Source organism: Arthrobacter sp. CAN_A212, assembly GCF_015752345.1.
Taxonomy (GTDB): Bacteria; Actinomycetota; Actinomycetes; order Actinomycetales; family Micrococcaceae; genus Arthrobacter_D.
Map to the genome: position 1 here is coordinate 298,007 of NZ_JADOUT010000002.1, position 23,534 is coordinate 321,540.

The 23,534-nt window shown below is 66.4% G+C and carries 22 protein-coding genes and 2 tRNA genes; 15 read left to right on the top strand and 9 right to left on the bottom strand.

Annotation, left to right across the window (positions count from 1 at the left end; all coding sequences use genetic code 11):
* Positions 1 to 273 precede the first annotated feature (273 nt).
* The 8 genes from IWX64_RS04000 to IWX64_RS04035 all read left to right on the top strand — a co-directional run bounded on the left by IWX64_RS04000 (position 274) and on the right by IWX64_RS04035 (position 7,605).
* Positions 274 to 1,047: a fumarylacetoacetate hydrolase family protein gene (locus IWX64_RS04000; protein ID WP_196865859.1), complete on the top strand. Its 774-nt coding sequence runs from the start codon at positions 274 to 276 to the stop codon at positions 1,045 to 1,047.
* An 11-nt stretch (positions 1,048 to 1,058) separates the two neighbouring features.
* Positions 1,059 to 1,346, top strand: a complete 288-nt coding sequence (locus IWX64_RS04005; protein WP_196865860.1) for a hypothetical protein — start codon at positions 1,059 to 1,061, stop codon at positions 1,344 to 1,346.
* Between the two features lie 117 nt (positions 1,347 to 1,463).
* Positions 1,464 to 2,972, top strand: coding sequence for a glutamate--tRNA ligase (gltX, locus tag IWX64_RS04010; RefSeq protein ID WP_196865861.1), 1,509 nt, complete (start codon positions 1,464 to 1,466; stop codon positions 2,970 to 2,972).
* 2 nt (positions 2,973 to 2,974) lie between these two features.
* Positions 2,975 to 3,694, top strand: coding sequence for an HAD family hydrolase (locus IWX64_RS04015; protein ID WP_196865862.1), 720 nt, complete (start codon positions 2,975 to 2,977; stop codon positions 3,692 to 3,694).
* 71 nt (positions 3,695 to 3,765) lie between these two features.
* A tRNA-Gln gene (locus tag IWX64_RS04020) sits at positions 3,766 to 3,837 on the top strand.
* Positions 3,838 to 3,972: 135 nt separating this feature from the next.
* A tRNA-Glu gene (locus tag IWX64_RS04025) sits at positions 3,973 to 4,045 on the top strand.
* Between the two features lie 126 nt (positions 4,046 to 4,171).
* Positions 4,172 to 5,965: a dynamin family protein gene (locus IWX64_RS04030; RefSeq protein WP_196865863.1), complete on the top strand. Its 1,794-nt coding sequence runs from the start codon at positions 4,172 to 4,174 to the stop codon at positions 5,963 to 5,965.
* A complete protein-coding gene (locus IWX64_RS04035) occupies positions 5,962 to 7,605 on the top strand; it encodes a GTPase (protein ID WP_196865864.1) in 1,644 nt (547 codons plus the stop codon). The genes IWX64_RS04030 and IWX64_RS04035 overlap by 4 nt, the downstream gene beginning before the upstream one ends.
* A gap of 5 nt (positions 7,606 to 7,610) precedes the next feature.
* Here the strand turns inward: IWX64_RS04035 and IWX64_RS04040 are convergent, their stop codons facing one another.
* Both IWX64_RS04040 and IWX64_RS04045 read right to left on the bottom strand, forming a co-directional pair.
* Complete coding sequence (locus IWX64_RS04040) at positions 7,611 to 8,207, bottom strand: DUF1697 domain-containing protein (RefSeq protein ID WP_196865865.1); 597 nt, start codon at positions 8,205 to 8,207, stop codon at positions 7,611 to 7,613.
* A gap of 26 nt (positions 8,208 to 8,233) precedes the next feature.
* Positions 8,234 to 8,953, bottom strand: a complete 720-nt coding sequence (locus IWX64_RS04045) for an IclR family transcriptional regulator (protein ID WP_196865866.1) — start codon at positions 8,951 to 8,953, stop codon at positions 8,234 to 8,236.
* Between the two features lie 77 nt (positions 8,954 to 9,030).
* On the opposite strand from IWX64_RS04045, the gene leuC reads away from it, so the two are divergent.
* The 6 genes from leuC (at position 9,031) to IWX64_RS04075 (ending at position 15,658) form a co-directional block, all read left to right on the top strand.
* The gene (leuC, locus tag IWX64_RS04050; RefSeq protein WP_196865867.1) at positions 9,031 to 10,512 is read left to right on the top strand and encodes a 3-isopropylmalate dehydratase large subunit; all 1,482 of its coding nucleotides are present in this window, start codon (positions 9,031 to 9,033) and stop codon (positions 10,510 to 10,512) included.
* Between the two features lie 9 nt (positions 10,513 to 10,521).
* Positions 10,522 to 11,121, top strand: coding sequence for a 3-isopropylmalate dehydratase small subunit (gene leuD / locus IWX64_RS04055; RefSeq protein ID WP_196865868.1), 600 nt, complete (start codon positions 10,522 to 10,524; stop codon positions 11,119 to 11,121).
* Between the two features lie 220 nt (positions 11,122 to 11,341).
* Positions 11,342 to 12,694, top strand: coding sequence for a UDP-N-acetylglucosamine 1-carboxyvinyltransferase (gene murA / locus IWX64_RS04060; RefSeq protein ID WP_196865869.1), 1,353 nt, complete (start codon positions 11,342 to 11,344; stop codon positions 12,692 to 12,694).
* A gap of 17 nt (positions 12,695 to 12,711) precedes the next feature.
* Positions 12,712 to 13,470, top strand: coding sequence for a lysophospholipid acyltransferase family protein (locus IWX64_RS04065; RefSeq protein ID WP_196865870.1), 759 nt, complete (start codon positions 12,712 to 12,714; stop codon positions 13,468 to 13,470).
* Positions 13,467 to 14,498 carry an NAD(P)H-dependent glycerol-3-phosphate dehydrogenase gene (locus tag IWX64_RS04070; RefSeq protein ID WP_196865871.1) on the top strand — a complete coding sequence of 344 codons (1,032 nt, stop codon included), beginning with the start codon at positions 13,467 to 13,469 and terminating at the stop codon, positions 14,496 to 14,498. Before IWX64_RS04065 ends, IWX64_RS04070 begins: the two co-directional genes overlap by 4 nt.
* Positions 14,495 to 15,658 (top strand): D-alanine--D-alanine ligase family protein, encoded by a 1,164-nt coding sequence (locus IWX64_RS04075; RefSeq protein ID WP_196865872.1) that lies wholly within the window; start codon positions 14,495 to 14,497, stop codon positions 15,656 to 15,658. Before IWX64_RS04070 ends, IWX64_RS04075 begins: the two co-directional genes overlap by 4 nt.
* Before the next feature lie 170 nt (positions 15,659 to 15,828).
* Here IWX64_RS04075 and IWX64_RS04080 read toward each other — a convergent pair whose 3' ends face one another.
* The 5 genes from IWX64_RS04080 to IWX64_RS04100 all read right to left on the bottom strand — a co-directional run bounded on the left by IWX64_RS04080 (position 15,829) and on the right by IWX64_RS04100 (position 20,341).
* Positions 15,829 to 16,845, bottom strand: coding sequence for a YeiH family protein (locus tag IWX64_RS04080; RefSeq protein ID WP_196865873.1), 1,017 nt, complete (start codon positions 16,843 to 16,845; stop codon positions 15,829 to 15,831).
* A gap of 98 nt (positions 16,846 to 16,943) precedes the next feature.
* Complete coding sequence (locus tag IWX64_RS04085) at positions 16,944 to 17,852, bottom strand: ABC transporter substrate-binding protein (protein ID WP_245345608.1); 909 nt, start codon at positions 17,850 to 17,852, stop codon at positions 16,944 to 16,946.
* 58 nt (positions 17,853 to 17,910) lie between these two features.
* Complete coding sequence (locus IWX64_RS04090) at positions 17,911 to 18,636, bottom strand: ABC transporter permease (protein WP_196865875.1); 726 nt, start codon at positions 18,634 to 18,636, stop codon at positions 17,911 to 17,913.
* Positions 18,636 to 19,283 carry an ABC transporter permease gene (locus tag IWX64_RS04095; RefSeq protein WP_196865876.1) on the bottom strand — a complete coding sequence of 216 codons (648 nt, stop codon included), beginning with the start codon at positions 19,281 to 19,283 and terminating at the stop codon, positions 18,636 to 18,638. The genes IWX64_RS04090 and IWX64_RS04095 overlap by 1 nt, the downstream gene beginning before the upstream one ends.
* The gene (locus IWX64_RS04100; RefSeq protein WP_196865877.1) at positions 19,280 to 20,341 is read right to left on the bottom strand and encodes an ABC transporter ATP-binding protein; all 1,062 of its coding nucleotides are present in this window, start codon (positions 20,339 to 20,341) and stop codon (positions 19,280 to 19,282) included. The genes IWX64_RS04095 and IWX64_RS04100 overlap by 4 nt, the downstream gene beginning before the upstream one ends.
* A gap of 142 nt (positions 20,342 to 20,483) precedes the next feature.
* Between IWX64_RS04100 and IWX64_RS04105 the strand changes: the two genes are divergently transcribed.
* Positions 20,484 to 21,989 (top strand): aromatic amino acid lyase, encoded by a 1,506-nt coding sequence (locus IWX64_RS04105; protein ID WP_196865878.1) that lies wholly within the window; start codon positions 20,484 to 20,486, stop codon positions 21,987 to 21,989.
* Here the strand turns inward: IWX64_RS04105 and IWX64_RS04110 are convergent.
* Complete coding sequence (locus IWX64_RS04110; protein ID WP_196865879.1) at positions 21,964 to 22,554, bottom strand: cysteine dioxygenase; 591 nt, start codon at positions 22,552 to 22,554, stop codon at positions 21,964 to 21,966. The genes IWX64_RS04105 and IWX64_RS04110 overlap by 26 nt on opposite strands.
* A complete protein-coding gene (locus IWX64_RS04115) occupies positions 22,551 to 23,444 on the bottom strand; it encodes an amidohydrolase family protein (protein WP_196865880.1) in 894 nt (297 codons plus the stop codon). The genes IWX64_RS04110 and IWX64_RS04115 overlap by 4 nt, the downstream gene beginning before the upstream one ends.
* Positions 23,445 to 23,534 lie beyond the last annotated feature (90 nt).

Sequence of the window (23,534 nt, forward strand, 5' to 3'; positions counted from 1 at the left end):
CGGTGGGGTTACCACCGCTACCGCGGCCGATGCGTCAATCGGGTTTCAAAGCCCGACCGTTGACCGAATCCTCAAAATGGGTAACTGGCCACACTAGTCACTAACCAATCTCATTCAGCACTTATTCGTGCTGAATGTTTGCTGATGGTCGTGAACTTGCCCGCTGGGGACAGGTTCACGACCATCTGCATGTTCGGGACCAAATAGATCGCCCAATTACCGGATCCTTCGAAATTACCGCGTAAGTTCGCAGGTCACGGTAACCTGAGGATCATGCGTATAGCTCGATTTGTCGTTGACAGTGACCCAGCATTCGGAGTGGTAGAGGGCGAGGAAGGCCAGGAAGAGATAGCCGTTATGGCTGGCGACCCCTTCTACTCAGGGGTGCAATTGACCGGTGTCCGCCATCAGCTAGCTGATGTCAGGCTGCTCGCGCCGGTCATTCCCCGGAGTAAGGTCGTCGGTATCGGGCGGAACTACGCCGAGCATGCCAAGGAACTTGGCAATGAGGTGCCTCCGGCACCACTGATGTTCTTCAAGCCCAACACTTCAGTCATCGGTCCTGGCGATCCGATTGTTCTTCCCGCGTTCTCCGACGAGATTTCCTTTGAGTCCGAGCTCGCCGTCGTCATCGGCCGGATCTGCAAGGACGTTCCGCTGGACCGCGTGGACGAGGTGGTCTTCGGCTACACCTGCGCGAATGACCTCACTGCCAGGGACGCCCAAAAAACCGATAACCAGTGGGCCCGGGCCAAAGGATTCGATACCTCCTGCCCCGTGGGGCCGTGGATCGAAACGGAACTCGACACCGAGAATCTCAGCATCAAGGGCCGGCTGGATGATGAATTGAAGCAGGACGGGTCCACCAGCCAGATGATCTGGGGAGTGAGGGAACTCGTCTCGTACGTGTCGCAGGCGTTCACGCTGCTTCCGGGAGACCTCATCCTCACCGGCACGCCGGCCGGCGTCGGGCTGATCAGCGAGGGCCAACGCTACGAAGTGGAAATTGAAGGCATCGGGCGGCTGTCCAACCCTGCGCGCCGCTAATCATGCGCAGGGTGCCCAGCGGACCGGTACGAAAAGGCAACCCGGGCGCTGAACGACGACGGCTCGGCCGGTTGATTGCCATTGCTGCGGTTGCGCTGCCGCTGGTGCTGGCACGGGCCGCCTCCCTGGGTGGGGCCGACCAGCTCTGGGTGTCACTTCTCGCGGCGCTGGGCTTTGGCGCTGCGGCGGTGCTGCCGGTGCGCTACTTCCGCCCGAAGACCGCCCTCGTGGCGCAGCTTGCCGTCGGAGTGGTGGTCGCGGGGCTGATTTTCGGCGCCTGGTGGCACTTCGCCGGGTAGCTCCGCTCGTCTGCCTCTGCTGCGGGTCGGGGACCAAAGCCCCGTAGCGTCTCCGGGGCTCCCAAGCCCTCGCTTCGCTCGGGGTCGGGGCCCTCGCCCCGTAGACTTAGGGCCATCATGACTATTGCTGCTGAGATACCCCTTGTCACCGCCGAGACCCCCGTCCGGGTGAGGTTCTGTCCCTCTCCCACCGGGACGCCGCACGTCGGCCTGATCCGGACCGCCCTGTTCAACTGGGCCTATGCCCGCCACACCGGCGGCACCATGGTCTTCAGGATCGAGGACACCGACGCAGCGCGCGACAGCGAGGAAAGCTATCGCCAGCTGCTCGATGCCCTCACCTGGCTCGGCATCGGCTGGGACGAGGGAGTGGAAGTGGGAGGCCCCCACGCGCCCTACCGCCAGTCGCAGCGCGGAGAGCTCTACCAGGACGTCATCGCGAAGCTCCGCGCTGCCGGCCACCTCTACGAGTCGTTTTCCACCCCCGAGGAGGTCGAGGAGCGTCACCGTGCCGCCGGTCGGGACATCAAACTGGGGTACGACAACCACGACCGGGACCTCACCGAGGACCAGCGGGAGACCTTCCGCAGCGAGGGACGCGCGGCAGTGCTGCGGCTTCGGATGCCCGACGACGACATCACCTTCACCGACCTGGTGCGCGGCGAGATCACCTTCCGGGCCGGGAGCATTCCCGACTTCGCGGTGGTCCGCGCCAACGGCGCACCGCTCTACACACTGGTCAACCCGGTCGACGACGCCCTGATGGGGATCACCCACGTGCTCCGCGGTGAAGACCTGTTGTCCTCCACCCCGCGCCAGATCGCGCTCTACCGGGCACTGATCGACATCGGGGTGGCCAGGTACATGCCACTGTTCGGCCACCTGCCCTACGTGATGGGCCAGGGAAACAAGAAGCTCTCCAAGCGTGATCCGGAGTCCAACCTCTTCCTCCACCGGGAACGCGGGTTCGTCCCCGAGGGCCTCCTCAATTACCTGTCGCTGCTCGGCTGGAGCCTTTCAGCCGACGAAGACATCTTCACTGTGGACACCCTCGTGGAGAAATTCGACATCCACGATGTGCTGGGCAACCCGGCCCGTTTCGACCTGAAGAAGGCCGAGGCAATCAACGGCACGCACGTGCGGTTGCTCGAGCCGGAGGACTTCCGCGAGCGGGTCATTCCCTACCTGCAGAGCGCAGGCCTGGTGGGCACCAGCCTGAGCGAGCGTGAAGCGCAGATCCTCACCGAGGCCGCTCCGCTGATCCAGGAGCGCATCACGCTGCTCGGTGAAGCCCCCGATATGCTCGGGTTCCTGTTCACCGACGACGCCGGCATCGAGATCGCCGACGACGCCCGGAAAGGTCTGCCCGCCAACCTCGGCGAGGTCCTCGACGCCGCGCACGCAGCCTTGCTGCCGATCGCCGAGTGGACCACCGAGAACATCCAGGACGCCCTCCGCAAAGCACTCGTCGAGGACCTGGGAATGAAACCCCGCCTTGCATTCGGCCCCGTCCGCACCGCCGTCTCAGGGAAGAGGATCTCCCCACCCTTGTTCGAGTCGATGGTGATTCTGGGGAAGGAGTCCTCGCTGGCGAGGATCAGCGCTTTCCGCAGCACGGCCAGCTGACCGTGGGTGCGCTACCGGAAATCGCCGGGGTCCTGTTCGACATCGACGACACCCTGGTTGACCTGGAGACAGCGATGGGCCGGACCCTGCATCATGTGGGCGCCGATACCCTGGCGCACCTCAGCGAAGCCGACTGGACCGAGTACAAGCGGTTGTACGTTCATGATCCGCTGGGTTCCTATGACCGGTTCCTGGCGGGGGAGCTGACGTTCACCGAGCAAAGGCTGCACCGGGCCGGACACGCCCAGGCCGCCTTCGTCGAGGAACCGCTTGAGGGTGAGGCCGCCCACCGTTGGAACACGGCCTACGAGGCGACCCTGCCGTTGCATTTCGCGCCGTACGACGACGTCGTGCCCCTGCTCGACGCGCTCGATGCCGCAGGGGTGCCCTACGGGGCCGTGAGCAACAATGTGCATGATTATCAGCGTGCCAAACTCGACCGCTCAGGACTCTCCCGGTTTGGCGTGCTCGTCGGAATCGACACGGTCTCAGCGGCGAAACCGGACCCCGCCATCTACCGTGAGGGCGCGCGGCTGCTCGGCACCGATCCGGCGTGCACCCTCTATGTGGGGGACAACCGAATCATCGATGCCGAGGGTGCCGACGCAGCCGGACTGATCGGGGTGTGGCTGGATCGACGCAACGCCGGACCGGCGGACTTCCGGGGCCATCGGATCACCTCCCTGGCGGGCGTTTTGCAGTTCCTGCCGAATGTCCGGTAAAGTGATCTCTCGGCGCAGAGCGGTTTGAAGCGGCCCGGAAGCTCTTTACAGAGCGCTTCGGGATGTGCCATTGGGGTATGGTGTAATTGGCAACACACTGGTTTCTGGTACCAACATTCTAGGTTCGAGTCCTGGTACCCCAGCGTTAGATGCAGCCTTGATCAGGCGGTTTGGTTGAAAGACTTCGGTCCGGATGTGAGCCGACAGATTTGGTAGCAACTAGCAGATGTGAAACAATCATCTAGCTCGTTTGGTCCAACCAGACAGCACACAGTACTGGCCCCATCGTATAGCGGCCTAGTACGCTGCCCTCTCACGGCGGTAACGCGGGTTCGAATCCCGCTGGGGTCACAACTGCCCCCGGAACCTTTCGGTTCCGGGGGCTTTTTCTTGCCCTCAACCAGTCCACCACCGGCATTTCCTGCCGCGGCGGCACCCTTCCGGCCGGGATCCGGGGGTGTACGGCACAATGGGGTGGTGACTGACACCCTTCCCACCGCCGGCGCGCAGCCGTTGCTCGCGACGCTGCACCACACCGGCGAAGCCCTGCGGGCCTTGACCTTCCCCCTGGCGGTGCATGGCGCCGAGGGCGCCCGAAGCAACGCCGCCACGGCCGCAGCCCAACTCGATGACTACGTGGTTCCCCGCGTCCGTAGCCTGGATGCGCCGCTGCTCGCCGTCGTCGGCGGATCCACCGGGGCCGGGAAGTCGACTCTGGTCAATGCGATTGTCGGGCACCCCGTGACCCGGTCGGGTGCCATCCGCCCCACCACCCGGCAACCGGTCCTGCTGCATCATCCCGCCGACGACCGGTGGTTCTCCGACCAACGGATCCTCCCCACCCTCAGCCGGGTACGCGCCGCCGACCCCGGCAGCCCGGTCCCCGCGGTGGACGCTTCTCACACCGCGGAGCCTGGTGCGGGCACGCTGTTGCTGCGCCCCGACCCGATGATTCCCCTGGGCCTCGCCCTGCTTGATGCCCCCGACCTTGACTCGATCGCCGACGAGAACCGTCGCCTGTCCAACCAACTCCTCGCCGCCGCCGATCTCTGGGTCTTTGTCACAACAGCCAACCGGTACGCGGATGCGGTGCCCTGGAAACTCCTCGCGGACGCTGCGGCCCGGGACATCCTGCTCGCCGTCGTGCTGGACCGGGTTCCACCGGGCGTAGAGGAGGAGATCCGCGGGGACCTGCACACGCTGCTCGCCGCCGCCGAGCTGGGCCATGCGCCAATCTTCACCGTCCCCGAACTGCCGTTGGACCCGCAGGGGATGCTCCCCGCGGACGCGGTGGACCCCATCCGGCGCTGGCTGCAGGCGCTGGCCGCCGACGCCGCCGGGCGGCAGGAGATCGCCCGTCGCACCCTGTACGGGGCGGTGAAGTCCCTGGCCGGACGGATTCACGCCGCAGCCGACGCGCAGGATGATCAGCTGGCGGAGCAGCGGCGCCTCCAGGCAATGGCGACCGGGGCCTACGACGACGCTCTCGCCGGCATCCTCGACTCCACGCAGGACGGCACCCTGCTCCGCGGTGAGGTCCTCGCCCGCTGGCAGGACTTCGTGGGGACGGGGGAGTTCATGAGGGGCCTCGAATCCCGGGTGGGCCGGGCCCGCGATGCCCTTGGTTCGTTCTTCACCGGCCGCCCCACCCGGGCAGTCACGGTGGAGTCGGCCATCGAAACCGGTCTGCATGCCGTCATCGTGGAACAGGCGGCGCAGGCGGCCGAGAAAGCCGAGCGCGCCTGGCGGGACGCGGACGCCGGCCGGGACCTGCTGGCCGGGCTGCCGCCGCGTGAGGGCGACTTCTCCGCTGAGGTGGCCCGGGAAATCCGGGCCTGGCAGAAGGACCTTCTCGACCTGGTGAGTGCTGAGGGCGCCAACAAGCGGTTCACCGCCCGGATGCTGTCCTTCGGGGTGAACGGCGTGGCGGTGGCCCTGATGGTCGTGGTGTTCGCATCCACCGCTGGCCTCAGTGGACTGGAGATCGGTGTCGCCGGCGGGTCCGCCGTCGTCGGGCAGAAGCTGCTCGAAGCGGTATTCGGAGAAGACGCGGTGCGGCGGCTGGCCAAAACGGCACGCGATAATCTGCGGCGCCGGTGTGTTGCACTCCTCCTCGCGGAGCAGCAGCGATACCTGGTTTTGTTTGAGCCGCTCACCCGGCAACCCGAGCCGGCAAACCTGCGCACCCTAGCCAGCGAACTGGTGTCGCATCGGGCCGAACAGGACCACGCCGACGACGGCGCCCCCGCCGCAGGCCGGCAGGAGCGGTGAGCCGGCATCAGGGCAAGGCCGCCGATTCGGCCGTGCAGAACCAGCTCGTCGCCCTGGCCACCGCCCATGACCTGGCGTCCGGACGCCTCCCCGACGAGGAGCTGCAGGCGGCCCACGACGTGCTCGACCGGGCCAGCACCCGCCGGTCCCTGTCCGCAGCCCACACGGTGGTGGGCATCTTCGGTCCTACCGGCAGCGGTAAATCCTCGCTGCTGAATGCGCTTACCGGCACCGGGGTGGCGCGGGTAGCGGCCCGCCGCCCCACCACTTCCGAGCCGCTGGCGGTGCTCTGGAAGACCGAGGGCAGCGGGCCGCTGCTCGACTGGCTCCAGGTGGACCAGCGCCACGAGCTGCCCGCCCACTCGCGGCTGGCCGCCGAGGGACGCACATCCCAGGACGCCCTCGGCGGGCTAATCCTGCTGGATCTCCCGGACTTCGACTCGACGGCAGCCAGCCACCGCGCCGTCGTGGAGCGGCTGGCGGGGCAGGTCGACGTCCTGCTCTGGGCGGTCGACCCCCAGAAGTACGCCGACGCCGCCCTCCACCACGGCTTCCTCCAACGGATGTCTGCCCACGGCGCCGTCACCCTGGTAGCGCTCAACCAGATCGACCGGCTGGTGGGGGACGAACCCGCCCAGGTGGCAGCGTCTCTGCGTGGCATCCTGGCCAGCGACGGTCTCGGGTCGGTGGCGGTGCATCAGGTGTCGGCTGCGACCGGCGCCGGGCTGGACGGGCTGGTGAAGGACATCGGGGCGATCGTCAAACGCCAGAGCGCCGTAACGGCGCGACTTACCGCCGACGTGAGGGCGGCAGCCGCCCACCTCGCCGGGCATGCCGGGTCTACCGATGCCGCCCCACCCGCCAAGGCCGACCGGTCGCGGCTGGTGGACCGATTGGCCGGGGCAGCGGGCACCGAGACGGTGGTCGCCGCGGTGGTCGGGTCCTATCGGCGGGACGCCCACGCGGCCACCGGCTGGCCGGTGACCCGCTGGCTCGGGAAGCTCCGACCCGATCCGCTCCGTCGCCTGAACCTGCGCCGCCCCGACGTCGACGCCGCAGTCAACCGGACGTCGCTGCCCACCCCCGGGCCGGCACAACGTGCCGCCATGGACGGTGCCCTGCGGGAGTATGCCGACGCGGCCGCCACGTCGGTAGAGGGTCCATGGCGGGAGCAGCTCCGCAGCGCCGCCCAGGCCACCGGGGGCCCGCTGGCTGACGGTCTGGACCAGGCCATCGCCCGGACGGACCTGCGGTGGGGCCGCCGGTCGTGGTGGTGGCCGGTGGTGGGAGTTCTCCAATGGCTCCTGTTCGCTGCCGCGGTGGCTGGCCTGGCCTGGTTGGGAGTACTCGCGGCGCTGGGCTTCCTGCAGATCCCGGCACCGGCGACCCCGCTCATCGAGGGGTTCCCGCTCCCGACCCTGCTGGCACTCGGGGGAGCGGTCCTCGGCATTGCCGTGTCGATCCTCGCCGCGCTTGCCGCACGGATCTCGGCCGGATCGCGGGGCCGCCGCGCCCGACGACGCCTGCACGCGGCGGTCGCCGAGGTTGCGATGCGCGACGTCGTCGCACCCGTCGATGCGGAGATTGACCGGTACAACGGGTTCAGGAAAGCCATCATGGCAGCGCGTGGGGGTAGCTAGGCAGGCTACTGTTCGAGCACTCCCAGCACCTTGTGCAGGGTTCGCAGATTCCGGGTGGTGCTCGAGTTCTTGAAGTGGGGCTTGCCTAAAATCTTGTTCAACGGTGAGTCAAGGGTGCCCCCACGTGGGGCCAACCAGGCTGCAGCGTCAGGTCCAAGTACGCGGAAGTCGCCGAATGCTGCGGTGGATTCACTATCACTCGAACCTGCCTTGTTACTGGCCACCGCCTTACTACTCGTTACTGTCTTGTCGATCGCCTCGACCAGGTCGGTGAGCGCTGCGGGGTTGGAAAACAGTGTGATGTAGGTGTGGGTGGTGGGGTCATCCGCGGGAAACGGGCAGGCGTCCACCAGTTCGCGCAGCCGGCCCGCGTCGAGGATCACCACCCAGGCGTCATAGCCGAAGGCGGAACGCAGGAGCGTTTCCACCGCGTCCTTGAGGTCCTGGGTGGTCAGGTCCGAGCTGCACGTGAGGTTACCGGACGCCAGCTGGGTGGCCACCCGGGTGACGGGAAGCGTTCCGATGGCTGTCCGCAGCTCAGCCATCTTCAGGGTGATACCGCCGACGTTGACGCCCCGGAGGAACACCGCATAGTCAGTCATGGCGCCACCTCAGTCATGGTGAGACCCTAGTCCGTGCTCTTGCTGACCGCGAGAGTCAGCTGCTGGGCGGCGTTGAGCACCACTTCGGCGTGGATGCGTCCCGGCTGGCGGGTCAGCCGCTCCATCGGGCCGGAGATCGAGACCGCGGCAATCACGCGGCCGGACGGCCCCCGCACCGGCGCGGACACCGAGGCGACGCCCGCTTCCCGTTCGCCCAGGCTTTGGGCCCAGCCCCGGCGTCGGACCCCGGCGAGCACGGTCGGGGTGAAGCGTGCCTCCTGCAGGCCCTTCAGGAGGCGGTCGTGGTCCTCCCACGCCAGGAGGCACTGTGCCGCGGACCCTGCTTTCATGGAGAGCTGGGTTCCGACGGGAATGGTGTCGCGCAACCCGATCGGGCGCTCCGCCGACGCCACGCAGACCCGCCACTCGCCTTGCCGGCGGAACAGCTGTGCGCTCTCCCCGGTGGCGTCCCGGAGATTTAGCAGGACCGGGGACGCCGAGGCGATCAACCGGTCTTCGCCAGCAGCCGCGGCCAGCTCCACCAGCCGGCTGCCCAGCACAAAGCGGCCCTGGATGTCCTTGCTGACCAGGCGGTGGTGGACCAGCGCCTGCGCGAGGCGGTGCACGGTGGGACGGGACAGCCCGGTGGCAGCCACCAGCTGCGCCAGCGTGGTGGGGCCCGCCTCCAGCGCGTCCAGTACCGTCGCCGCTTTGTCTATGACCCCTACACCGCTAATATTGTCCATAGGATGATATTGCCGTCTCAGCATTTGAGATGCAACTACTTGAGATGTACCACGAACAGCACCGAAGGGAACCGGTCATGGGCAACACGCTCGCAGAGAAGGTCTGGGACGCACACGTTGTGCGCAAAGGAGAGGTCCAGGGTGCCGAATCGCAGCCCGATCTGCTCTACATCGACCTTCACCTGGTCCATGAAGTCACCTCGCCGCAGGCCTTCGAGGGGCTCAGGCTGGCCGGCCGGCCGCTGCGCCGACCGGACCTCACCATCGCCACCGAGGACCACAACACCCCCACCTGGGACATCGACAAGCCGATCGCCGATCTCACCAGCCGTACCCAGATCGAGACCCTCCGCGCGAACTGCAAGGAGTTCGGCGTGCGGTTGCACTCGCTGGGGGACGCCGAACAGGGGATTGTCCACATCATCGGCCCACAGCTGGGTCTGACCCAGCCCGGCCTGACCGTGGTCTGCGGCGACTCGCACACGTCGACCCACGGCGCGTTCGGCGCCCTCGCGCTCGGCATCGGGACCTCGGAGGTGGAGCACGTCATGGCCACCCAGACCCTCTCGCTGAAGCCCTTCAAGACCATGGCGATCACCGTCGAGGGCACCTTAAAGCCCGGTGTGACGTCGAAGGACATCATCCTGGCGGTCATCGCCAAGATCGGCACCGGCGGTGGCCAGGGCTACGTGCTGGAATACCGCGGATCGGCGATCCGTGCGCTGTCGATGGAAGCGCGGATGACCATCTGCAACATGTCCATCGAGGCCGGAGCCCGTGCAGGGATGGTGGCACCCGACGAGACCACCTTCGAGTATCTCAAGGACAAGCCCCACGCACCGCAGGGCGAGGACTGGGACGCCGCCGTCGAGAACTGGAAGACCCTGATCACCGACGACGACGCCGTCTTCGACGCAGAGGTATTCCTGGACGCCAACGAGCTGGAGCCCTTCGTCACCTGGGGCACCAACCCTGGGCAGGGTGTCTCCCTGTCGCAAGCGGTGCCGTCTCCCGACGACTTCGCCGACGAGAATGACAAGGCTGCCTGCGAGAGGGCCCTGGAGTACATGGCCCTCGGCGCCGGGACTCCGATGAAGGAGATCCGGGTGGACACCGTGTTCCTGGGCTCCTGCACGAATAGCCGGATCGAGGACCTGCGCATCGCCGCCGATATCATCCGCGGCCGGGTCAAGGATCCGGACATCCGCATGATGGTGGTTCCCGGCTCGGCGAGGGTCCGCCTCGAGGCGGAGGCGGAGGGCCTGGACCAGGTGTTCAAGGACTTCGGCGCGGAGTGGCGGTTCGCCGGCTGCTCGATGTGCCTGGGCATGAACCCGGACCAGCTGGCGCCGGGGGAGCGCTGCGCGTCCACCTCGAACCGCAACTTCGAGGGCCGCCAGGGCAAGGGTGGCCGCACCCACCTGGTATCGCCCGTGGTTGCCGCGGCGACCGCCGTCCGCGGGACGCTCAGTTCGCCGTCGGACCTTGAGCCCCTGCCGCCCGCCGCCACCGGCCAGCACGACGACGTCGTCGTCCCCTCCGCTTCGAACGCCGCCTAGGAGAACCTCATGGAGAAGATCATCACGCACACCGGCATTGGAGTGCCGCTGCGCCAGAGCAACATCGACACCGACCAGATCATCCCGGCGGTGTTCCTGAAGCGCATCACCCGGACGGGATTCGAGGACGCCCTGTTTTCCGAGTGGCGCAGGGACCCGAACTTCATCCTGAACCAGTCGCCGTTCAACGCCGGCTCCGTCCTGGTGGCGGGTCCCGATTTCGGCACCGGCTCATCCCGTGAACACGCGGTCTGGGCGCTGAAGGACTACGGGTTCAAGGCCGTGCTCGCGTCGCGGTTCGCGGATATCTTCCGCGGCAACTCCGGCAAGCAAGGCCTGGTCGCGGCGCAGGTGGCGCAGGACGACATCGAGCTGATCTGGAAGGTGCTGGAGAACCACCCGGGCACCGAGGTGACTGTTGACCTGGTGGAGCGCACAGTGGTCTGCGGAAGCGTCACGGCGCCCTTCCAGATCGACGACTACACCCGCTGGCGTCTGCTGGAAGGGCTGGACGACATCGCGCTGACCCTCACCCACGAGGAGTCGATTACCGAGTACGAACGCTCCCGCCCCAGTTTCAAGCCGAAGACTCTTCCCGCCCGGACCTGAGACGGCTACGCCGGGGGAAACCCCTGGGGTGGGCAAACTCATTCGGCCCGCGTGGTTTCCGCGCTCCAGCAGGGAATGAATCGGGGTTCACGGCAGTTTTCGCCAGTATCCCCGGGGAGCCTATTTCAGTCTTGTTGGACATGCTCCTATGCTTAGCGGGAGGCAAAAGCTGCTCTGGGGGCAATCTCTGTTGTGTGCAAATCGTAGAAAATAGGTGTTCATGGGAAGCGTGCTGACCATTCGTGGTGGAGTCCCTCTGACCGGCAAGGTCTTCGTTCGCGGAGCCAAAAACTTGGTGCCCAAAGCGATGGTCGCCACACTGTTGGGCAATGCCCCCTCAATCCTGCGGAATGTCCCCGAGATCAAGGACGTCGAGGTTGTCACCAGCCTCCTGAAGCTCCACGGCGTAGAGGTGACCAAGGACCCCGTCACCGGGGACCTGAGCATGGACCCCAAGGGTGCAAAGATGGCCCAGTCCAAGGACATTGATGCGCACGCCGGTGATTCGCGGATTCCCATCCTCTTCTGCGGCCCCCTGATGCACAGCATCGGCGAAGCCTTCATCCCCGACCTCGGTGGCTGCAAGATCGGTGACCGGCCGATCGACTACCACATGCAGGTACTGCGCAACTTCGGCGCCGTCGTCGACAAGCGTCCCGGCGGAATCTCCATTTCCGCGCCCAAGGGACTGCACGGCGCGAAGCTGGAGCTGCCCTACCCTAGCGTCGGAGCCACCGAGCAGGTACTCCTGACTGCCACCCGGGCGGAGGGCATCACCGAGCTCAAGGGTGCCGCCGTCGAGCCCGAAATCATGGACCTGATCGCCGTCCTGCAGAAAATGGGCGCGATTATCGCGGTGCAGACCGACCGGACCATCCGGATCGAGGGCGTGCAGGAGCTCACGGGCTTCAACCACAAGGCCATCTCGGACCGCAACGAGACAGCATCCTGGGCGTCGGCCGCACTGGTCACCCAGGGGGACATCTACGTCGAGGGCGCACGCCAGCTGGACCTGACCGCCTTCCTGAACACGTACCGGAAGATCGGTGGTGCTTTCGACGTCGACGACGACGGCATCCGTTTCTATCACCCGGGCGGCAAGCTCTCCCCCCTGGTGCTCGAAACCGATGTGCACCCCGGCTTCATGACCGACTGGCAGCAGCCCCTCGTCGTCGCGCTGACGCAGGCCGAGGGAGTGTCGATCGTGCACGAGACCGTGTACGAGAACCGGTTCGGCTTCACCGACGCCCTCATCCGGATGGGCGCCAACATCCAGGTTCACCGCGAATGCCTGGGCAGTGTCCCCTGCCGCTTCGGCCAGCGGAACTTCCTGCACTCGGCAGTCATCTCGGGACCGGCGCAGCTGCACGGCGCCGATATCGACATCCCGGACCTGCGGGGCGGCTTCAGCCACCTGATCGCGGCCCTCGCCGCGAAGGGCACCTCCCGGGTGACCGGCATCGAGCTGATCAACCGCGGATACGAGCGGTTCCAGGACAAGCTCGAGGGGCTCGGGGCGGACTTCGACGTCACCCCCGCTGCCGAGGCGACGCCCGAGGGGGTTAGCCGCTAGCTCTGCGGCACTCACTGATGGCTGAATCGAGGAAATCCCGGGTGACGTTTGGCGTGCTCGCCATCACCGTGCGTCCGATCATGAACGCGCTGATGGCGAAGCGGTGGTCGGGGTCGGAGAAACTGCCGAAGGACACCGGCTTCATCGTCTGCCCCAACCACATCACCGAGATTGACCCCGTGGTGATCGGCCATTTCCTGTTCAACCACCAGGTGACACCGCATTTCCTCGCGAAGGCGTCTCTGTTCAACGTGCCCATCATGGGGTGGATCCTCAAGGCCACGGGCCAGGTGCCGGTGGACCGGACCACTGCTGGCGCCAACCGCTCCCTCGAGGCCGCCCGGGACGCGATCAGCGCCGGTGGCGGCATCGTAGTGTACCCAGAGGGCACCCTGACCAGGGATCCCGATCTGTGGCCCATGAAGGGCCGCACGGGCGCCGCGCGTCTGGCCCTCCAGACCGGAGCGCCAGTGGTTCCGATCGCGCACTGGGGTGCCCATGAGGTGTTTCCGCGCTATGCCAAGCGGCTCTACCTCTTCCCCCGGAAAACCTCGAGGGTAGTGGTCGGCGACCCGATCGACTTCGCCGACCTCGCCGGGAAACCCATCACCAAAACCGTCCTGGACACGGCCACCGAACGGATCCTCGATGCGCTGACGGCGCTCGTGGCGGACCTGCGCCAGGAAACCCCACCCGCTGAACGCTGGAACCCGGCCGACAAACACCAGAAGAGCAGCGGCAGGGACTACGACAACCCGCCGGAAGGAACCCCGTGACGCGCACCCCACCCGCCGTGGTCGCCGTCCTGGGCGCTGGCAGCTGGGGAACCACGTTTGCGAAGATCCTCGCCGATGCCGGCGCCGCCCACGGTACCCGGGTGAAACTGTGGGCCCGACGGGACGACGTGGCCACGGAGATCAACACCACCCGGCGTAACAGCAGGTACCTCCCGGACACGGTGCTGCCCGGGAACATTGAGTGTTCCAGCGACATAGCCGAGGTGCTCGACGGCGCCGAACTCGTCGCCGTCGCCGTCCCCGCGCAGTCCCTCCGGCCCCAGCTGGCTAGCTGGAAGCAGTTCCTCAGCGAGGACGCAGTGGTGGTCTCGCTCATGAAGGGCCTTGAGGTTGGCTCCGATGCGCGGATGAGCCAGGTGATCGCGGCCGAACTGGACCTCCCCGCGGATCGCATTGCGGTGGTGTCCGGGCCCAACCTGGCGCTTGAGATCGCCCGCCAGGAACCCACCGCCTCGGTGGTGGCGTGCCCGGACGAGGACGTGGCCGCGTGGATTGCCGCCGCCTGCACCGCGAAGTACTTCAGGCCCTATACCAACCCCGATGTGGTGGGCGTCGAAATCGGCGGGATCGTCAAGAACGTCATCGCCCTCGCCGTCGGGATCTGCGAGGGGAAGCAGATGGGCGACAACACCAAGGCCTCGGTCATTACCCGTGGCCTTGCGGAGACCACCCGGCTTGCCGTTGCCCTGGGCGGGGAAGCCGAAACCATGGCCGGCCTCGCGGGGATGGGCGACCTGATCGCCACCTGCTCGTCGGCGCTGTCCCGCAACCACACGGCAGGCAGGTTGCTGGGCCAGGGGCTGACACTTGACGAGGTCACCGGGAAGATGAACCAGACCGCCGAGGGCATCAAGTCTGCCCAGGCTGTCCTGGACCTGGCCGGACAATTGGGCGTTGATATGCCCATCACCGAGAACGTGGTGGCAGTGCTTCAGGGCACCGTCTCCGTCCATGATCTGGGGCCGCGACTGTTGTCCCGCGACCTGAAATCCGAAGGCAAACTGTGACTGTAGTTCCACCCGAGACGCCCGACCCAGACCGTACGCCCAAGCCGCGGGTGCTGGTCCTCTTCGGCGGACGGTCCAGCGAGCACGCGGTCAGCTGCATCACCGCGGCTGGCGTGCTTGAGGCAATCGACCGGGACAAGTACGAGGTCATCCCCGTCGGGATCGCGAAAAACGGCCAATGGGTGCAGGTCCCGGGGGATCCGTCCCAGTGGTCGCTGCGCTCCGCCACCCTTCCAGAGGTCCCGGCGTCGGACGAGTCGCTGGTCCTCGCCGCGGCCGGCGTAGGGATGGATCTCGCGGCCACCGAACTCATGGTGACAGCCGCGGAACAGATGCCGCGCAGCCTGGGCGGGGTCGACGTCGTCGTGCCGCTGCTGCACGGCCCGTTCGGCGAGGACGGCACGCTGCAGGGGCTGCTGGAGATGGCCGACATCCGGTACGTCGGCGCCGGGGTGCTGGCGTCGGCCGTGGGCATGGACAAGCACTACATGAAGGTGGTCTTTGCCGCCGCCGGTCTCACGGTGGGGCCGTACGAGGTCATTACCGACCGCCAATGGGCCAACGACCGCGACGGGTGCCTTGCCCGCGCGGCCGCCCTGGGATTCCCCTCCTTCGTGAAGCCTGCCCGCGCCGGCTCGTCGATGGGGATCACCCGGGTGGCGTCGCAGGCGGACCTGGCTGCCGCCGTCGAGGTGGCCCGGGAATTTGATCCAAAGGTGTTGGTCGAGGCGGGCATCGTTGGCCGGGAGATTGAGGTGGCCGTTCTGCAGGGCCGTGGCACCAACGAACCGCGGGCCTCTCTGCCCGGTGAGATCGCCGTTCAGCCGGGCGACCATGACTGGTACGACTTCGAAGCCAAGTACGTCGACGGCGCCGCCGCCGAGCTGAGCTGCCCGGCCGACCTGCCGCCCACGGTCAGCGACCGGGTACGTGCCCTCGCGGCCGAGGCGTTCGACGCTGTTGGCGCGGAGGGCCTGTCCCGGGTCGACTTCTTCTACACCCCGGCGGGCGGGCTGATCATCAACGAGATCAACACCATGCCTGGGTTCACCCCGATCAGCATGTACCCGCAAATGTGGGCCAAGTCCGGACTCACCTACACGGAGCTCATCGATGAGCTGATCAGCCTGGCACTGAACCGGAAGACCGGCCTCCGCTAGCTCGCATTGCTCCGGGTGGGCGTGGCCTGTGCAGCTTTCCCCGCCTTCAGGGTGTCGACCGCGTGTTGGACCGCGACACGCCGCCCATTCACGAAAGCGCCGGTCAGTACCAGGGGAAACCTGCACAGCATGGGTCCCGCGGCGACGCCAGACCGGGACGGGCCGGGGCGCTAGGCGGTGACCAGCACCGCTCCGGCGAGGGTGATCCCGCCGAGGAACACCGTCGAGATACCGCCGAGCACCAGGTTCTTCCCACCGGTGCGGGCCAGATGCGGGATGTCGATCCCGGTACCCAGGCCAAACATCGCCGCAGCCAGCAGCAGCGTGGCGGTGAGGGAGGCGGCAGCCAGGACGGGCTCGGGGACCACTCCGGTGGACCGGAGCAGCACCAGTGCCAGGAAACCGACCACGAACAGCGGCACAATCGGCGCCACCCGCCCGGAAACGGACCGTTGGGCACCCTCGGTGCGACGGATACCGACGGAGACGAACGCCGCCACGGGGGCCAGAAGCACCACGCGGCCCAGTTTCACCACGGTCGCCACCGCGAGGGCGACGGCGCCAGCGGTACTTGCGGTCGCCACCACCTGCGCCACCTCGTGGACGGCAAGCCCGGACCAGATGCCAAAGGTTTCGGGGGAAAGCCCGAGCAGGTTCCCGATCAGCGGCAGCCCCAGAATCACCGCCGAACCGTACAGGGTCACCATGGCAATGGCGCTGGCGACCTCGTCGTCGTCGGCGTTGACGATGCTCTGCATGCCGGCGATGGCTGAGGCGCCGCAGATCGAGAACCCGGCAGCCATCAGGGTCGACGCCGCACGGCTGAGGCCCAGCCGCTCGCCGACGTAGCGGGTGAACAGGAAGCTGACGAAGACCGAGACGATGATCAGGGCCAGCACGGGGTAGCCGAGGCCGAGGATCTCGGGAAGGGAAAGCTGCAGGCCCAGGACGACGACGCCGAGCCGCAGGAAGCGTTTGGTGGCCCGCTGGATGCCGGGCCGGATGCGGGGGTGGAACAATCCCGTGTTACGGACCAGGAGGCCGAGAGCGAGTGCCACGACCAGGGCTCCGACAAATCCCTGGAGGCTGGCAACGAAGAGTGAGATGGCGACGGCGGCTGCCATGACCAGTACTCCGGGGAGCAGGTTGATGACTACCGCGGTGGCGGCCGAGCGCTGTGTGGTCACTGGGTTTCTTTCAGGGCGCTCAGGTGAAACGGGTGCCGGGGTGGGGGAATGGGCGTTGTCCATCCCGACGGCGGACCGTCGGGATGGGCAGGGTGCGCTTAGAGGAGGTCGTATTCCTCAAGGAACGCGGTGGCCACGGTGGCGCTGGACTCTTTGTCCACCTGCACGCGTGCGAGGTACTCGGTGAGGTTCTCGGTGGTCAGAGCCGCCGAGACTGCGTTGAGTGACTCGGTGACGGTGTCGTCCACCTTGGATTCGCGGATGATCGGCACGATGTTCTCCGACAGGAACAGGTTCTGGGTGTCCTCAAGGACCACCAGAGACTCGGTTTCAATCGTCGAGTCGGTGCTGAAGATGTTGGCAACATCGACCTCGCCGCTGAGCAGTGCTTCGCGGGTCAGCGGTCCTCCAGCGTCCAGGGGACGGAACTCGGAGAACACAATTCCGTACACCTCTTCGAGCCCGATCAGGCCCTGGAAACGCTCGACAAACTCGGGGCCCGCCGCCAGGGTGAGCTCACCGGCGATGTCGGTCAGGTCATCCATGGTTTCGAGGTTGTACTCTTCGGCTGTTTCAGGCAGGACGGCAAGCGTGTCCTTGTCTTCGGCCTCAGACTGCTCAAGGGCAACGATGCCCTCGGGGAGCACCTCGACCATTGCGTCATATACCTCGTCGGGTTCGGTGACGCCTTCAGGGGCACCACCCTCCACGAGCGAGGAGTAGAGTGCTCCGTTGTATTCAGGCAGCAGGTCGATTGACCCGTCCTCGAGAGCCGCCAGGTACAGGTCGCGAGCGCCGATGTTGAAGTTGCGCTCCACGTCGATGCCCTCGGATTCCAGGACCTGCGCGTACATCTCGGCGAGCAGTTCGCTCTCCGGGAAGTTGGCTGAGCCAATCGCGATGGTCTCGGCGGCGACTGACTCCCCACCGGCGTCGGATTCCAGCGGATCACCGCCGCATGCGGAAAGGGCCAGGGTGGCTGCTCCGAAGAGCGCAACACTGCTCATCAGTCTGGTTGAGCGTTTTCTTATCATGGGTCTTGCCTTTCGGTCAGGTTTCTCAAGCTTAGCCCGCGGCTGCCGGTGCTGCCTCGGGGGCGGATCGTGCGGGCTTGTTGGATGTCCGGGTGAGTGCGCGCCCGGACACGCCGGGGGAGACCACCAACCGCTGCAGGCCGGAAGCGATCAGGTCCAGCACGATGGCCAGGAGGGCGACGACGACGGCCCCGGCGATCACCCGGTCGTACTGATTCAATGCGAGACCGTCGACGAGCAGCCTGCCCAGGCCGCCGAGGCCCACGTAGGAAGCCACAGTGGCGGTCGAGACGACCTGCAGGGTGGCACTGCGCAGACCGCTCAGGATCAACGGCAAAGCGATGGGAATTTCCACCCGGAACAGGATCTGGAGGGGACGCATGCCCATCCCCTTCGCCGCATCGACGGATGCGGGATTGATTGCCCTGAGCCCTGCGTAGGTCGAGGTGAGGATGGGTGGAATGGCGAGGATCACCAGGGCGATCACGACAGGCAGCAGCCCAAATCCAATCACTGTCACTAGTAGGATGATCAGTCCCAGGGTCGGCAGCGACCGCCCGGCGTTGCCGGCGTTGATTGCCACAAAGGAAAACCGGCCGGTGTGGCCGATGTACAGCCCCACGGGGATGGCAATCAGCGAGGCGATGAGCAGGGTGATCACCGTGTAGTACAGGTGGTCGACGATGAGCGAGGGGATGTTGCCGTTCACGGCCAAATCCCAGTGCTCGGGGTCCAGAAGATACTCGAGATAGTCCATCAGGCCCGTCCTCCCGCACGCACCCAGGGCGTGAATCGTCGTTGAACAAGCACAATGATGATGTCGCAGGTCGCTGCCAGCAGGACCGACAGGATAATTCCCACAAGAATCGGCGCCAGGTAATCAAGCTGCAGGCCCCTGAGGAAGAGGGCTCCCAGACCGCCGACGCCGATCAACGCCCCCACGCTCACGATGCTCACGTTGGCGACCGTGGCCACGCGCAGCCCAGCAAGCATGACCGGCAGGGCGATGGGCAGTTCCACCGAGAAAAGTCGCCGGACCCGCCGGTAGCCCATCGCAGTCGCCGCCTGGGTGATCGCGGGGTCAACCGAGTTCAAGCCGTCAGCTACCACCCTGACCATCAGTGCAACGCTGTAGACGGTCAGCGCGATGATGATGTTCAGGGGGGATAGCACTCCGGTCCCAATGATCGGTGGCAGCAGCAGGAACAGCGCCAGGGACGGGATTGCGTAGAGGATGCTGCTGATGTTGACCAGCGGGTAGTAGAGCTTCTTGTAGCGGACCGCGATGTAGCCCAGCGGCAGGGAAATGATGATTGCCAGGATGACCGGAATCAACGCCAGATAGAGGTGCTCCTGGAACGCCCTCAGGATGATGTCGCGGTTGCCGTTGATGTAGTCGATCATGAGGGGTTCCCCGCGCGCTGCCGGCGTCGCTCATCCAGCTGGCGGACCAGGCTCGGGTGCCTGATGATGCCGTCTGCAGCGCCGGTGTTGTTGACCCGGACGGCGATCCCGACGGGGGAGCTGATCGCGAGATCGGTAACCACCCGCAGGGAGTCCGAAGCGGTGAACGTGCCCGCCACCGAGAGCGGTGAGCGTTCGTCGGCAATCCCCGGTCCGGCCCAACCGAGCGGGCGGCCGGCGTCGTCGAGCATCAGGATCTCGCTGCCGGAACGCACCGACTCGACGGTGTCCAGGACCAGCACCTCGGAAGAATCGAAGGAAAGGCTGCGGAAGCCGCGGTCGCGGCCGACGAAGTCGGCGACGAAATCGTTGGCGGGGTTCTCGAGAAGTTCCTGCGGTGACGCGTACTGGGCCAGGTGCCCGCCTTCCCGGAACACCGCCACCATGTCGCCGAGCTTGATGGCCTCGTCGATGTCGTGGGTGACGAAGGCGATGGTCTTGCCCAATTCGCCCTGCAGCCTCAGGAACTCGGTCTGCAGTCCCGCACGGACGATGGGGTCGACGGCGCTGAACGGCTCGTCCATCAGCATGACCGGGGGATCGGCGGCCAGAGCCCGGGCCACTCCCACGCGCTGTTCCTGGCCTCCCGAGAGCTGCACCGGGTACTTGTCGGCCATGCTCTCGGTCAAACCCACCCGGAGCAGCAGCTCCATGGCGCTTGCCCGCGACTTCTTCTTGTCGGTCCCGATGAGGTTGGGCACGGTCATGACGTTCTCAATGACCGTGCGGTGCGGGAAAAGTCCGGCGTGCTGAATGACGTACCCGATTGAGCGGCGCAGCAGGGCGGCATCCTGGCTCATGACGTCCTTGCCGTCGATCAGGATCCGGCCGCCCGTTGGTTCGATCATCCGGTTGATCATCCGCAGCGAGGTGGTCTTGCCACAGCCTGAGGGGCCCACAAATACGGTGATCTTGCCGGTCGGCAATTCAAAGTCGAGGTTCTCGACGGCAAGGGTGCCATCCGGAAAAGTCTTGCTTACCTTGTCAAACGTGATCACGGTGGCTCTCCAGGTTCCTTTGCACCAGCCCTAATAACCGGCAGTGAATAAGTTGATTCATAGTTTCAGCGAATGAATAGACAGTCGGCCTAATCTGTGAGATTACTTACATAGACGACATACAAAGGACAACGGTGCACCCATGACTTCCGAGCACAACATCAATCGGGTGGTGCTCGACGGCGCCTCGCTGACACTTGACGATCTTATTACTATTTCCACGGGATCCGCCCGTATTCACGTGCCCGACGGCGTGCTGGCCGCACTGAAGACGTCGAATGACGTGCTAATTCGGGCCCGCGAATCGGGGCGGGTATACGGCGCGAATACCGGCGTCGGGGCCAACCGGGCGTTGAACGTGGAGGTTAGCGGGTCGCCGGAGGAAATCCGGGCGGCCCACGCGAGACGTTTGCTGCTGAGCCATTGTGCCGGGGCGGGCCGGGTCGATGAGGAGACCACCGTCCGCGCCGCGATGGCCGTCCGGCTGAACCAGTTCCTGGCCGGTGGTTCCGGTATCAGCACCGGTGTGGTCGTCGGCCTGCTGGAAGCGCTCAACAACGGGGCAGTCGCCAGTATCCATAGCCTCGGTGGGCTGGGCACCGGCGATCTGGCGGCCATGGCGGAACTGGCTCTCACCCTGAGTGGGGACCGCCCCTGGCAGGTGGGCGGGATTGCCCCAGTCCACTTCGAGGACACCGATTCGCTGCCCTTCATGAGCTCGAGCGCCCTCACGCTGGCCACCGCAGCGCAGGGGGCCGTTGCAATGGAGGAACTGCTCAAGAGTGCCCTAGTGGTGTCCTCGCTGACCCTGCTGGCTCTCGAGGGGTCGCCAGAGCCCTATGCCCCCGCCGTACATCAGGGCAGGAACCATCCGCACCAGACGGCGGTAGCGTCGTCGGTGCGCCAGTTGACGGGACCGGATACCCCGGCGGTGCCAGCCCGGTTGCAGGATCCGTTCGCCCTGCGTGCCCTGCCCCAAGTACATGCCCCGGCGCTCGACGCCCTTGAACGGCTGCGCTCGGTCATCGAAACCGAGTGTAATGGCGCCGCCGAGAACCCCCTGATGACGTCGGAGGGGGTGTTCCACCACGGCCAGTTCCACCTCGCGATGCTGTCGGCGGCGCTGGACGGAACCCGGTCCGCCGTCTACCCGGTGATCTCCCTCTCGGCGGCGAGACTGTCCCACCTCTTCCGCCCCGAACTGAGCGGCTTGCCATCCTTCCTGTCGGCCGGACCGCGTGGCAGCTCGGGGCTCATGATCGCCGAGTACGTGGCGCAGGATGTGCTCTCGGTCCTGCGCACCCTGGTGACGCCGGCCAACGGGCCGGGTATCAGCGTTTCCCTCGGCCTTGAGGAGCATGCGGGGTTCGCCACCCAGGGGGCCCGGCAATTGCGTCAGTTAGCGGCGGAGGCGCCGGCCGTCGTCGCGCTCGAAGCCGTCGCGGCCGTGCGGGCGCTGCGCATGGCGCCCCACCGGCTGGGAAGCGCCCCAGTGCGGGATGCGTTCGAGTACCTGGCGGCAGGGCTGGACCCCGAAACGGATGACCGTCCCCTGGGGGATGACCTGGCGGCAGCACTAGCGCTGCTGCCGGGCCTCGTCCGGTTCTCCAGTCAGTACGGCTCTAGCGTCCAGCCAGTTCGTCGGTGACCGACTGGAGCTGTTTGTATTTCTCGATGACGCTCTCGTCATCCATGGGGCGCAGCTCATCGGCGTAGCTGACCGACATGCGGCGGATCACGCCGTTGCGGCCAATCGCGTACTGGCCCATCCGCCACAGCGGCGGGGAGTATGCGTGGATCGAGACTGATCCGTCGACGGAGCCGCCCATCCGATGCACGTGGTCCGGTCCGAAGGAGAAGGACCTGCCGGCCTCCACGACCCGGCGGACGGGTTCGCCGTTCATCCGCGGATTCGCTTCGGTCACTGCGCCATGGGTGACGACGACGGCGCCCGAGGAAATGTCGTGGTCATGCCAGCCGGTATCGTCTTGCGTGTTCCAGCAGAGCAGCCAGACGTCGATGGTGGAGTCCCGGTAGACGGAGGCGTAATGGCGTTCGCCGCCCTCGTGGTTGATGTGGTGTTCCCACAGGTCGGGCCGGGCCGCGAGGGTGGTCACCCAGTCCTGCAGTTCTTTCTGGCTGAGCGTGCGCCCGGGCAGGGCAGGAACGTCTGATTCTGTGAGGGCGTGGCCCTGCGGAGGTGCCGTGGTCATCGTGGTGTTCCTTTCAGGAGATGTTGAGGGTTGGCAGAGAAGAGCGCGTGGGTGAAGGCGTGGCCGAGGCCGGGGTCGCGGGGTTCGGCGTAGGGTCGGTCGGAGCCGTGGATGATCGGGTCGACACCGACCACCCGGATGGTGGCGTCGATCGCCCGGGTGTCGTAGGAGGAGGTCTCGTAGTACACGAGCGGGTCCACGGCCCCGAAGCTGCCGCCGCGGGCTGCCAGCCGTTCGTGGTGGAGCGGTGCGAGTCCGGCGAGGGCCACGAAGGCCACCCGCAGCGTGGGGTGTTGAGCCCGTCCCACCGTGTGCCACGCCAGCCAGGAGGCGTGCAGCTGGGAGACGTAGGGGACCAGGGCCGGCCACCAGGAGGGTGTTCCGGCGGTAACGGGTGCCGGGCCGGGGTGAATCAGTACCGGCTTGTCGGCGGCCTGCACCACGTCAAGGACAGGCTGCAGGCGGCGGATCGCGTCCGGGTCCGCCAGCGCGGTGGCAGGCAATTGCAGCCCCACCACCCGGTCGTGTTCCAGGATGCGGGTCAGGCTGTCGAGATCGAATTCGCTCACCGGCGTCGCCGCCCACACCAGGAAGGGGTCGCCGAGCTCCAGCGCCGAGGTGTGCCACACCTCGATCAATTCGCGCGATTCCTCGAACGGCAGGTGTTCGATCCCCAGGGGGCTCGACAGGGACAGCAGCACCTGGTCCTTGCCCTCGCGGGTTTCGCGGCCGCGGCGGATCGCTGGGTCATGGGCCAGCGGGTCGACGGCGTAGGGCGCTTCACCGTCGATAAGGAGCTCCCACCCGTTCAGGCGGGGAGTCTGCGATCGGTTGCGGAGCGCATCGACAAACGCGGCGGGCCACAGGTGCTGGTGGCAATCCGTGCGCATGATGCCCTTTCGCTGAGCGGGAGTAGGAGGAACCGACTGGGGGGTTCGGGAAGCGGAAGATACAAAGCAGGCTGCTGTTGTGAACCGGTT